This is a genomic window from Paenibacillus sp. SRL342 (genome assembly GCF_984798905.1).
The window spans coordinates 4,736,997-4,749,841 of record NZ_OZ481790.1 but is presented as its reverse complement, the minus strand read 5'-3'; the positions used below and the strand labels follow the sequence as shown (position 1 = coordinate 4,749,841).

At 46.5% G+C, this 12,845-nt stretch carries 11 protein-coding genes; 10 read left to right on the top strand and 1 reads right to left on the bottom strand.

Annotated elements, in window-relative coordinates; translation table 11 throughout:
- Nucleotides 1-141: 141 nt before the first annotated feature.
- A complete protein-coding gene (gene rpmB, locus AC4E8D_RS20880; RefSeq protein WP_017687459.1) occupies nt 142-330 on the bottom strand; it encodes a 50S ribosomal protein L28 in 189 nt (62 codons plus the stop codon).
- 401 nt (nt 331-731) lie between these two features.
- Here rpmB and AC4E8D_RS20875 point away from each other — a divergent pair, with 401 nt between their 5' ends.
- The 10 genes from AC4E8D_RS20875 to glsA all read left to right on the top strand — a co-directional run bounded on the left by AC4E8D_RS20875 (nt 732) and on the right by glsA (nt 12,703).
- Entirely contained in the window at nt 732-905 is a 174-nt protein-coding gene (locus AC4E8D_RS20875; protein ID WP_155985128.1) for a hypothetical protein, read from the top strand.
- Between the two features lie 62 nt (nt 906-967).
- A complete protein-coding gene (locus AC4E8D_RS20870; RefSeq protein ID WP_221825302.1) occupies nt 968-2,779 on the top strand; it encodes a DAK2 domain-containing protein in 1,812 nt (603 codons plus the stop codon).
- Between the two features lie 76 nt (nt 2,780-2,855).
- Nucleotides 2,856-3,719 carry a DegV family protein gene (locus AC4E8D_RS20865; RefSeq protein ID WP_339177795.1) on the top strand — a complete coding sequence of 288 codons (864 nt, stop codon included), beginning with the start codon at nt 2,856-2,858 and terminating at the stop codon, nt 3,717-3,719.
- Between the two features lie 10 nt (nt 3,720-3,729).
- Complete coding sequence (recG, locus tag AC4E8D_RS20860) at nt 3,730-5,775, top strand: ATP-dependent DNA helicase RecG (protein WP_221825296.1); 2,046 nt, start codon at nt 3,730-3,732, stop codon at nt 5,773-5,775.
- Nucleotides 5,776-5,890: 115 nt separating this feature from the next.
- A complete protein-coding gene (locus AC4E8D_RS20855; RefSeq protein WP_036614589.1) occupies nt 5,891-6,178 on the top strand; it encodes a stage VI sporulation protein F in 288 nt (95 codons plus the stop codon).
- A gap of 899 nt (nt 6,179-7,077) precedes the next feature.
- Nucleotides 7,078-8,730 (top strand): LytS/YhcK type 5TM receptor domain-containing protein, encoded by a 1,653-nt coding sequence (locus AC4E8D_RS20850; protein ID WP_339308735.1) that lies wholly within the window; start codon nt 7,078-7,080, stop codon nt 8,728-8,730.
- 10 nt (nt 8,731-8,740) lie between these two features.
- On the top strand, nt 8,741-9,541 hold the full coding sequence (locus AC4E8D_RS20845; RefSeq protein ID WP_339304937.1) for a LytR/AlgR family response regulator transcription factor: 801 nt from the start codon (nt 8,741-8,743) through the stop codon (nt 9,539-9,541).
- 180 nt (nt 9,542-9,721) lie between these two features.
- Entirely contained in the window at nt 9,722-10,957 is a 1,236-nt protein-coding gene (locus AC4E8D_RS20840; RefSeq protein WP_036675050.1) for an L-lactate MFS transporter, read from the top strand.
- 261 nt (nt 10,958-11,218) lie between these two features.
- The gene (locus AC4E8D_RS20835; RefSeq protein ID WP_339177788.1) at nt 11,219-11,701 is read left to right on the top strand and encodes a GNAT family N-acetyltransferase; all 483 of its coding nucleotides are present in this window, start codon (nt 11,219-11,221) and stop codon (nt 11,699-11,701) included.
- A gap of 60 nt (nt 11,702-11,761) precedes the next feature.
- Nucleotides 11,762-12,703, top strand: a complete 942-nt coding sequence (gene glsA / locus AC4E8D_RS20830; RefSeq protein WP_339304935.1) for a glutaminase A — start codon at nt 11,762-11,764, stop codon at nt 12,701-12,703.
- Nucleotides 12,704-12,845 lie beyond the last annotated feature (142 nt).

Sequence of the window (12,845 nt, the reverse complement as noted above, 5' to 3'; positions counted from 1 at the left end):
AATTCGTACCTGCGAAGCGCCATGCGGCGGCCATTCACATGTTAATGAGCGTATTCAAGAATCCTTTTTTTGAATACCAAAAAAGCACCTGCAAGGAACAAGGTGCTTTTTGCTTACCCGATTTATAGTAGCTTTGCGTGATTATACGCGAGTCACTTTACCGGCTTTCAGTGCACGGGTGCTTACGTATACACGTTTTGGTTTGCCGTCAACGAGAATGCGGACCTTCTGAACGTTTACGCCCCAAGTACGACGGTTACGGTTGTTAGCGTGGGATACGTGGTTACCGGTGCCCGGTTTCTTACCTGTCACATAACATTTGCGAGACATAGATTACACCTCCTATCCTAAAATAACCAGTTGCCTTCAGAAACGAAAAGTCATTCCATAAGGGCTAAATTGTTCTTCCTGATCATAAAGATCAGGTTTCAGTAGCTAATGGCGTTGTTTAAGCCGGCATGAACCGGATCATTTCCATTACTTAACCTGCATAAAACAATACTTGAATATAATATCATAATTAAAAAAGCTTCGTCAACTGATCCAAAAACTTTATTTATTTCTCCTGTCTAATATAGTACAATGTTGAGTAGTCCATAATACAGTGGTGAACAGGCTGTTGCCGCGAGGAAGTCGGAGAATAAACCGTACTTAGAGGTCGGTGGTCTGCTTTTTGGCAACGCTGTGAGCTGCGGCATTCCATCATTGGCACCAGTCTCCATGCGGCATTCATGCCGGCTCTTGATACCGGTGCATATCCGTATGCCCCGAAGTTAGGGGTGCAGAGAGTGCAGGATATTGGTAGTCCGGCCGCCCAGACCGTTAATCCGGCTGACATGTTGTATTGTATGCCTGTGCCGGACAAGGTATGGACGAAGAATAACGCAGTCCGCGTTAGCGCATGAACAGACCAGACACATCTTGGTGCAAGGTGTTCGTGTATCAAGCTAGGAAGGGGAATTCTCACTTGAGTATACGTTCTTTAAATGGAACAGATTTCACCGCAATGGTACTTGCCGGAGCGGAACAACTTGGACAGCATGCAGAGCACGTCAATTCCCTGAATGTTTTCCCTGTGCCGGATGGTGACACGGGAACGAACATGAATTTGACAATGAGTGCAGGAGTCGCAGAGATTAAAAGAAAAAGTTCTGCCTCCATCGGCGAAGCTGCCGGTATTCTATCGAAAGGCCTGCTTATGGGCGCACGGGGGAATTCAGGAGTTATTCTGTCGCAATTGTTCCGTGGTTTTAGTCGTTCAGCTGCTCCCTATGAGGAACTGAATACGCTCCAATTTGCAGCAGCCCTGCAGAACGGTGTTGACGCAGCTTACAAAGCAGTCGTAAAGCCCGTTGAAGGGACCATTCTTACCGTAGCCAAGGAAGCGGCGAAACATGCCAACTACTACGCAAGACGGACGAATGATATTACTGAATTAATGAATGAAGTTTTGTTAAAAGCAAAAGAAGCACTGGCAATGACTCCGGAATTACTGCCTGTACTGAAACAGGTTGGTGTTGTGGATTCAGGTGGTCAGGGGCTTGTATATATCTACGAGGGCTTTATGGAAGTATTGCTGCAAAGTGACGGAGGGAGTCGTACTTCGCTGAACAAAGAAGTAACCTCATCCGTGGCAGCATCTGCTTTGAAACCGGCTGCACCAACAGAAGTGGATATCAAGAAGCCTGCACAGCAGCAGGTGATTGCACCGGAGATGCCATTGTCTGCTCAGGCGAGACTGGAAACGGAAGATATTGAATTCCTGTATGATATGGAATTCTTCATTAACCGTGAGCTTGGAGAGAACGCAGGAGTGGCATTTGATGACGAAGCATTCCGGAAAGCGTTGTCAGTTAATGGGGATTCGATCATTATCATTGCCGATGATGAAGTCATCAAAGTTCATGTCCATTCCAAGACACCAGGCGATGTATTAAACCTGGCGCTGCATTATGGTGAGATTACACAGATTCATATTCTCAATATGCGTGAACAACATCGGGATCTCCTCACAGCAGGCATGGACATTGCTCCATCACCTGAATTGTTTGCAGAGATTCCACCTGAGGCAGCGCGCAGTATGGAAGAGGCTGTGCTTCCTGCAGATGAGATGGCACCGTATGGTTTTATTGCGGTATCCTCCGGTGACGGTATTGCAGAGATTTTCCAAAGTCTTGGTGTTGATGTGGTTCTGTCCGGTGGACAGACGATGAATCCGAGTACTGAGGATTTTGTAAAAGCCGTTCGTTCCATTGCTGCGGAGCAGGTATTTATACTCCCGAATAACTCGAATATTGTACTGGCTGCGGAGCAGGCTCGTGAACTGCTTGAAGATGAGCGCCGGATTACGGTTATTCCAAGCAAAACCATTCCACAGGGGATGGCTGCTGCCTTTGCTTTCCAGGAAGATGAGTCTGCGGAAACAAACCGTGACCAAATGTTGGAGGCCATTAGCCGGGTACAGTCCGGTCAAGTGACTCATGCGGTTCGTGATACGCAATACGATGAATTAGATATTAAGGCGGGGCACTATATCGGTATTCATAACTCCAAAATTGTAGCGACGGATGAAACCATGCTTCAAGCATGTGAAGGTCTGCTCAAACAGATGATGGAGAGTGGAGATGAAGTGGTGACAATCCTTGAAGGGGACGAAGCTGACCCTGAGGTTACTGCTGCCCTCGCTGCATGGCTTGAAGTACAGTATCCTGATGCTGAGGTAGAGGTACATCTTGGAGGACAGCCTGTATATTATTATTTGTTCTCCGTAGAGTCCTAATAAAGGTTGTTCAAAAAGTCTCTAGTTGACTTTTTGAACATGTACTTATAGCACTCTAGCGAAGAGGAGGAGAGTCATGAGCCACAAGGTTGCGATAGTAACAGACAGTACGGCGGATATTCCCGAAGAACTCATTCGCAAATACGGGATTCATATTGTTCCGCTGCGTGTTCTTTTCGGTGAAGAGACCTATGCAGATGGCGTTGATCTGACTTCTGAACAGTTCTACGAAAAATTGAAGAAGGTATCTGTGTTGCCTACAACTTCACAGCCATCTCCAACTGACTTCATGAATGTGTACCAAACACTTCTTGATGAGAACCCGGAACGCCCGATTGTATCGATCCACCTGTCATCCGGCATGAGTGGTACCTACCAATCGGCCATGCTTGGCAAGTCTTTGCTGGAGCGTGAGGGTGACATCACCGTGCTGGATTCGAAGTCAGCATCGTATGGATACGGTCTAATGGTAGTACAGGCTGCTGAACTTGCCGAACAGGGCAAGTCAGCAGTCGAAATCACTACTGCCATTGAAGGGATGCAACAATCTCGCAAATTGTTCTTTCTCGTGGATACCCTTGAGTATCTGCAAAAAGGCGGTCGGATTGGCAAAGCTTCAGCCATTTTGGGAACGTTGCTTAACATTAAGCCGATCCTGTCTATTGATGAAGAAGGCGTTATCTACGCAGTTGAGAAAGTCAGAGGTCATAAAAAAGCAATGGCACGCATTATTGAGCTGTTCCAGAAGGATCTTGCAGGCAAACGGGTTAACCTGGCGGTAGGTCATACCGCTGACCCGGGATCAGCGATCGCTTGTGCAGAGCAGCTGCGGGGTCATTTTACACTGAATGAAGTGATCTATACCAATATTGGAGCCGTAATAGGCAGTCATGTTGGACCTGGTGTCATTGCGATCTTTATGTGGCCTGTTCCGGAATGAGGGATTAGACATGAAATTGGAAGAAATATCAGTTAAGCAAATTAACGGCGTGAGTGCTCTCAAAGAGGGGGAGCTTCACGCCTTTGGCATCTCTACTGTTAAAGACTTGCTTGAGTACTATCCGTTCCGTTACGAGGATTATCGTCTGCGTTCCCTTAGTGAAGTGAAGGATGGGGACAAGATCACGGTCCAGGGACAGGTGATGGGTATTCCTGTATTACAACGATACGGTAAAAAGTCTCGTCTCACCTGTAAGATCATGACGGAAGAGTGGATGATTACAGCAACGTGGTTCAATCGCCATTTCCTCAAAGAGCAGCTTACGCCCAATCGGGAGATTGTGATCACAGGGAAATGGGAACAAAAACGTATGCAGATGACGGTCACTGACTCGGAGTTCCCCGATAAAGGGGATGGGCGTTCAGGTACACTGCAACCTGTATACTCGGTAACCGGCAAGTTGACGCAACAATGGATGAGGAAAACGATCAATCAGGGATTAATCCAATTCGGAGATATGATTCCTGAGATTCTGCCTCAGCCCTTGATGAAGAAATACAGCTTGATGCCCCGTAAACAAGCGATTGCGGGAATTCATCGTCCACAGGACAACCGGGAAGGTCAGCAGGCCAGACAGCGGATGGTGTATGAAGAGCTGTTTCTGTTCCAGTTGAAAATGCAGGCGTATCGCGCGCTCAACCGGAATCGCATGGATGGTGTAGTGCATACCACGGACAATACGACAATCCGTGAGTTTGTACGAAGTTTACCTTTTGAATTAACAGATGCTCAGAAAAAGGTGGAGCTTGAAATTCTGCATGATATGCGTTCGCCCTATGCCATGAATCGGTTATTGCAGGGTGATGTGGGATCGGGTAAAACGGTTATTGCGGCAATTGCGCTATACACAACTGTTCGATCCGGTTTCCAAGGGGCTCTGATGGTGCCTACAGAGATTCTGGCGGAGCAGCATATGCGCTCACTGCAAAAGCTGTTTGAACCGTTTGGGGTAACTGTGGGGCTGTTAACGGGCAGTGTAAATGGACGTAAACGTAAAGATCTGATTGCCTCGTTGCAAATGGGCATGATTGATATCGTGGTGGGTACACACGCCCTGATTCAGGAAGATGTTTTCTTCCGTGATCTGGGTCTTGTGGTGACGGACGAGCAGCATCGCTTCGGGGTGAATCAGCGCAGCGTTTTACGACGCAAAGGATATAACCCGGATGTGTTAACGATGACGGCAACGCCAATTCCACGGACACTGGCCATTACAGCTTTTGGGGATATTGAGGTATCCACGATCTCGGAACGTCCGAAGGGAAGGATTCCCATCTCCACGTATTGGGTCAAGCACGATATGATGGAGCGGGTGCTCGGGTTTATATCCAGAGAAGTGGATCAGGGGCGTCAGGCCTATCTGATCTGTCCACTCATTGAAGAGTCGGAGAAGCTGGATGTGCAGAATGCCATTGATCTGCATGTGCAGATGCAGCAGAACTTTCCAAAATATCGTGTAGGTCTGCTGCATGGACGGATGACAGCCGCGGAGAAAGAAGAGATGATGCGAGACTTCTATAGCAATGATATTCAGTTGCTTGTCTCCACCACCGTTGTCGAGGTCGGGGTCGATGTGCCAAATGCCACGTTGATGGTCATTATGGACGCGGACCGCTTCGGTCTCTCCCAGCTGCATCAGCTTCGTGGTCGGGTCGGTCGTGGTGCGCATGCTTCCTATTGTGTACTCATTGCTGATCCCAAGACGGAGGTTGGACAGGAACGTATGAAGGTTATGACGGAAACGGAGGATGGATTCGAGGTATCCCGGCGTGACCTCGATCTCCGGGGTCCGGGTGATTTCTTTGGTACCAAACAAAGCGGATTGCCTGAGTTCCGTCTTGCCGATATGGTTGCCGATTTTGCTGTGCTGGAACAGGCCAGAGATGACGTGACCCACTTAATTGAGGATGCGACCTTCTGGACCTCTATGGACTATGCACCTCTGCGTGATTTCCTGCAGCAACAGCAAGTATTCAAGGGTGATCTGATTGACTAATGTATGCCATAATAGCGAGTTTTTCGTATTACCTTTGTAAAAAATGACAAGTGTACAAGCCCTCCCGACATATGAATAAGAAGTGAGTTCATTCTTTTGGGAGGTGCTATACGTTTTGGGTTACCAACAATATGGAATTAGTCCGCAGCTGGTGGAGCGGATCAAATTAAAGATGAAAAATCCCGCTGTCAAAGAGCGTATCAAAAAGTTGATTGATGGCGTAACCAAGTCTGATCTGCAAGATAAGGCTAAGGTCAGAAGGTTGGTTAAGTCTTCCGCTGTCATTATGAATGAGAATTTCTCTCCGGCGCAGGAGGAGCAGTTTGTTGCGTTTGTGCTCGCGCAGAAGATTGATCCAAACAATACGTTTCATTTGATTAAGCTGTGGGGGATGTTTAGGTAGGGATTTGGTGTAATGTTGGGTGGGTTAAAGAGCTTTGTTTACACGGGGGCACTACGAGTGCAGTACCATCTTTCGATCGCTGTTATCCCCGGATTTTTTTGATTCCCTTTTCTAAAGGGTAAAATCCGGGGATAAAGGCGCACGCTTCGCTTCTTCAGATTGGTTCTGCCCTCTCCGTTGTTGTGTAAACGAAAGTACTTTAGAAAAGCCAAATTACACTCAAGTTGGTGTGGTAATGTAAAGAAGGGTGTTCCATTAAGTCATGCAGATGACATGATGGAACACCCCCTTTTTTTGGTGGAGGTAGGGATGAAGAAGGTTTTAGTTGGGCTTTAAATGGTGTTTATGTATTTTCATCCGCTGCACTCTTACTTTGATCAGGAAAAGAGCTGAGGATGATTAAAGTTATGATTAGAACTACAATTATAGTGCTGTTATATGGATATTCTTTGAGTATGTAGTCTTGCACAAGTAAGATCAGGATTGAGATAAATATAATAATTTGCAGGACAAGTCTTGTTGAGCGATCAGGGTTATTGGATCGTCTGGAGACAGCATATAGGGTAAGCCATATTAGGCTAAAAAGTAGAAGTGAACCTAAGATTAGAATTGCAAGCATGCATGAACACCTTTCTGTATTAATTTCATTAAACAATTGGAATAACATGACAACTAATTATAACATAGGTTTTTCTGGAAACGCAGATTTTCATAGAAGTTAAGGGATGAAATATAGTGTGAATGGTGCAGTATGGTTGATGCATTTTCACAGGATGGACTTTGCTTTCCTCCGGGGGGAGCGGTAAACTGTTGCATACGAGATGAAGGAAATTGCGTTACAATGAGACATGTTTTTATTTTGGACAGATGTGGAGGAAGTACGATTGGAGATGTTTACGATGCTGCTGGGTTTATTTGAACGGGCGGCGCTGTTGATTATATTTTTATTCTTTCTGTCGAGGGTGCCAAGGTTTAGGCAGATTCTACAAAAGGGGAAATTAAGGTGGCAGGAATATATTGCGGTTACCTTGTTATTCTGTGCTTTTGCCATCTTTGGGACATATACGGGCATTAATGTTGAAGGTTCACTGGTGAATGTACGGATCATCGCCGTGTTATCGGGTGGTATTTTGTTCGGAGGGCCTGTGGGTATTATTACGGGGATTGTCTCCGGGGTGCATCGGTATTTGATCGATATGGATGGAGTCACAGCTATACCTTGTCTGATCACAAGTATCCTGGCAGGTCTGGTCTCTGGATATATACATAAGTACACGCCCAAGCCCAAGCGATGGATTATCGGTATTGGTGCCGGAATGATCTGTGAAGCTCTCACGATGTTACTGATCCTGCTATTTTCCTATCCCGATCCTCTGGGTGCCGACATTGTTTCGAAGATTGCGCTGCCTATGATTCTGGGTGAAGTCAACATTGGGCTTATTGTGCTCTTGGTGCAGAGTGTTGAAGGGGAAAAGGAAATGATTGCAGCCCGTCAGGCGAAGCTTGCATTGGAGATTGCGAACAAAACCTTGCCGTATTTCCGTTCAATTGATGAGGATTCTCTGCGCAAAATCTGCCGGATTATCCAGGAGGATATTCAGGCTGATGCGGTTGCAATTACGGATACCCGGAATGTACTGGCTTATGTAGGATTTGGTGAGGAACGCTATCATATCGGTAATGAAATTATAAGTGAGATGACCAAGAAGACGATATCCAGCGGGGAGATTACGATCAGTAATGATGTGATTGATGAAAAAACTCCCGATATCCACTCGCTGTTAATCATTCCGCTCAAAGAACGAGGAGACATTACAGGTGCGCTCAAAATCTATTATCGCAAAGCGTATAAAATTACGTATCCTTTGCAAACGATGGCTGTAGGTCTGTCGCAGATCATTTCCACTCAGATGGAGGTATCACGGGTAGAAGAGATCAAGGCTGCTGCGAACAAAGCAGAGCTCCGTGCTTTACAGACGACCATTCATCCTCACTTTCTGTTTAATGCGCTAAATGCGATTGCATCGTCCATCCGAACCAAACCGGATCGAGCGCGGGAGCTGATTGTGAACCTATCCGGGTACATGCGTTACAATCTGGAGCTGTCGGATGAGTTAATTGATATTCATAAGGAACTGGAGCAGGTCCGTAATTATGTAGAAATTGAGAAAGCCCGCTTCGGCAGCCGACTGAATGTGATCTATGAGATTGATGAGGTCGCGGTGCATATTCCGAGTCTTGTTATCCAACCGCTCGTCGAAAATGCAATTATTCATGGCATTCTCAAGGTGAAAGGACCCGGGACTATTCGAATTCGGGTACAGGATTATCCGGAGTTTGTACGAATCAGTGTCAGTGATACAGGAGCAGGCATCAGTGCAGATATTATTGAACGTGTCTACCACGACCGTATGCCTGGTAACCAGATCGGGCTATATAATGTGCATCGCCGAGTCAAACTTATTTACGGACAAGGTGTAACCATTACTAGGCTGGAACAAGGAACCGATATTTTATTTGATGTGCCCAAAGGAGATGTCGTAACAAGGTGATGATGGATCAATGAGAGCTCTTATTGTGGAAGACGAGATTCTGGCAAGTGAGGAATTGAATTATTTAATCCAGGAACATAGTCAGATTGAGGTGGTGGATCGCCTTGAAGACGGGCTGGATGTACTTAAGTTTTTGCAGGAACAAGAAATTGACGTCATTTTCCTCGATATTAATATTCCCTCGCTGGATGGCATGATGCTGGCCCATCATATTGGGAAGTTTGCAATTAAACCCTATATTGTATTTACTACGGCGTACAAGGAACATGCAGCTGAAGCTTTTGAGTTGGAGGCGTTTGATTATATTCTGAAGCCGTATGACGAGAAACGAATTGCTGCAATGCTCCATAAGCTGGAGCTCGCATTCAAACGTGATCATACGCCGATGGAGAAACATGTTGAGGATGGACCAGCTACTATGGTGGACGGATCTGCTGTACAGGGAGATCTGTTACGAGAACGAGATACGAATTCCCATACAGACAGAAGAATTAATCTGCTGCGGAATGACAATATTATTGTTACGGATACGGCAGACATCTACTATGCGGAAGCGCAAGAGAAAGTGACGAAGGTATATACCAAAAATGGGGAGTTCACCATGCCAGTGAGCATATCGGATTTTCACAGCCGTCTGCCACAGGATATGTTCTTTCGCTGCCACCGTTCGTACGTCGTAAATCTGTCGCAAATCCGTGAAATTGTACCTTGGTTTAACAATACGTATCTGCTCCGTCTGCGCGATTTGGAAGCTGAAGTGCCCGTGAGTCGCGGGAAGGTCAAAGAATTCAGGCAACTCATGCGCATCTAGAAGCAGTTCATTCCGCATCTGATGCAACTCATGCTCAAAACGGTGTGATGAATCCCCTTTCATGTATGATTAGCTTGTGAACGCATTCATGTATATGACATCGGCAAAGGGGAGATCACGATGAAAGCAACAATTTCATCCGTTTCATCAACACCTGAATCAACATCTGCACCTACAAAAATGAACCGCTGGCTTATTGTTTTGGGGACCATCATTGTACAAATGGGTCTTGGAACCATCTATACTTGGAGTTTATTTAATCAACCGTTGTCTGATCGTTTCGGATGGGACGTCAGCTCGGTCGCGATAACTTTTTCAATTACCAGTTTTGCTTTGGCATTTGCCACATTGTTTGCAGGCCGGTTGCAGGAACGTTGGGGTCTTCAGCGCCTGATCCGTGTAGCCGGGGTTGTGCTTGGGCTGGGTCTTATTCTGAGTTCCCAAGTCACCTCGTTAACACTGCTGTACATTTTGGCTGGATTTGTCGTTGGTTTTGCAGATGGTACGGCGTACATTACGTCGCTGTCTAATCTGATCAAATGGTTCCCGGAGCGTAAAGGTCTGATCTCGGGGATCTCGGTCGGAGCCTTTGGTACTGGTAGTTTATTGTTCAAATATGTGAACACGGCATTGATTGGTGCCGTTGGTCCTGCTCAGGCATTTATGTACTGGGGCATTATCGTTCTGGTTCTGGTCGTTGCGGGATCATTCCTGATCCGTGAAGCGGTTGTTCGTGAACAGGCTCCGGCAAGCAAGGAAGGATCCAAACAAGTCGTGGCACGTCATGATTACACGGTGAAAGAGATGCTGCGTACAAAAGAAGCGTACATGCTGTTTGTTATTTTCTTCACGGCGTGTATGAGCGGTTTGTATCTGATAGGTATTGTCAAAGATATCGGTGTACAGCTTGCAGGTCTTGATGTAGCTACCGCTGCGAACGCAGTGGCCATGGTTGCGATCTTTAACACGGCAGGACGTATTATTCTCGGTGCGCTGTCGGATAAAGTAGGACGAATGAAAGTCATCGCTGGTGCGCTGCTGGTTACAGCCGTAGCGGTCATGACACTTAGTCTGGTTCCACTGACCTTCGGGATCTTCTTCGCATGTGTGGCGGCCGTTGCATTCTGCTTTGGCGGTAACATTACGGTATTCCCGGCGATTGTGGCCGATTACTTCGGACTGAAAAATCAGAGCAAAAACTATGGTGTCATCTATCAGGGATTTGGATTTGGTGCTTTGGCTGGATCATTCATCAGCGCCCTGCTGGGCGGATTCCATTTAACCTTCATCGTGATTGCTGTACTCTGCGCTGTCTCGTTGTTGCTCGCACTGATCATCACCCCTCCAGGTGAAGGTCGTCGTGCACGTCAACGTGAAAAACAGATGAATCTTAACCCTTCATCACGGGCAAGCTAACAACATGCACTGGAAGTACGGAACAGAGAATATTTCTTCATCTTAAAAAGCAAATTAAAAAATAAAGTAAACAAAGCGGTCTCCAGATGAGGCCGCTTTTTGGTATCTACAGTTGTCAGATTGCCGGACTGTTAGCCTATCGGACCATCTGGCTGCCTGCAAGCGTGGTGCCTTGTGTGCATTCCATCATTCGCATCTGTTATACTCTAGGTGAATTCATCAAGACTAAGACCAAGTTATGTACCCCAGAGGAGGCATATCATGAAGTTCATTAAATACACACAACCTGATTTTGATGATTATTATGCATTGGTTTCCAATATGGAAGTAATGAAACAGATTACAGAACGTGCAATACCTGAGCAAGAGGCGAGAACACAATTCGAGTCCATGCTGGAGTTTAATGAGCGTTCCACTTGCGGACATTACCGGGTATTCAGTGAAGATGGGGCCGGTGTAGCGTATGCCAAATTGATTCCGGATCAGGAGGACCCGACCAGGGCTGAGATAGGTTACATGATCCTGCCTGAACATTGGGGCAAAGGTCAAGGCACATCCATAGCGTCACGGTTGATTATACAGGCACAAGCCGCAGGGATGGGATCACTCTATGCAGTTATCGATCCAGGTAACGCTGCTTCCCGCCGGATCTTGACCAGACAGAACTTTGTATCCACCTGGATAGGCGATTACGATGGTCTTCCTGGTGAGATTTTGGAGTTGAACCTTCAAATAAATCGGTAAAGGAACTGTTCTGAGGGTAATCAGATGCTTTCTTATATAGAGATGTGGAGGAGATGACATATGAGCAATTCAACCATGGAACGTCTGAATGCATTGCTGCCGGAGTGGCTGGAGACCAGTCGTTTGCACACCGGGCAGGGTAAGGTGGCTTCTTATATTCCAGAGCTTGTCAAAGCCTCTCAGGATGAGCTTGGTATACATATCATGGACGCTGAAGGGAACTATGTGTCGGCAGGGGATTGCGGTGTCCCATTTACGATGCAAAGTATCTCCAAAGTATTTACCCTTATTCTGGCTTTAATGGATCATGGAGAAGAAGCAGTCTTCTTTAATGTAGGAAAAGAACCCACAGGCGACGATTACGATTCGATGGTTAAGCTTGAACTAGTCGAACCCGGTATTCCATTTAATCCCTTGATTAATGCGGGTGCGATTACGGTGTCCTCGCTTGTTGGAGGAGACTGTAAGGAGGAGAAGTCACGGCGCATTCTGGAGTTTTTCCGCAAACTGGCACACAATGATCGTCTGGGCTATAACGAAGAGGTATTCCAGTCCGAATCGGAGAGTGGTCATATGAATCGTTCACTTGGCTACTTTTTGAAGCACAACGGAGTCATTAAGGATGACGTTGAAGACGTGCTTGCCGTGTATTTCCGTCATTGCTCCATTGAAGTGACGTGTGCAGATCTGTCTCGAATGTCACTCGTTCTGGCCTATAATGGAAGAGACCCAATTACGGGAGAAGAACTCATCCCTCGTCGCTATGTTCAGATTGCCAAAACCTTCATGACCACCTGTGGTATGTATAATGCATCAGGCGAATTTGCCATCGAGGTCGGATTGCCCGCCAAAAGTGGAGTATCTGGAGGGATACTGACCCTTGTACCGGGACAATTCGGCATAGGTCTTGTTGGCCCGGCTCTGAACCGCAAAGGCAACAGTATTGCCGGCGTGCATCTGCTCGAGCGTCTGTCGAAGGAATTTGACTGGAGCTTTTTCTAAAAGTTTTTCAGAAAAAAGAAGCTTTACCCTTATATGTAGCCGATGAATCACGTATCTGATATTTTGCTTCTTTAGAACGAAGTGAATGGTCTGGATATGTCTCGTCGGCTACTTTTGGTATTCACTTGGAAGTGTAGGAAGA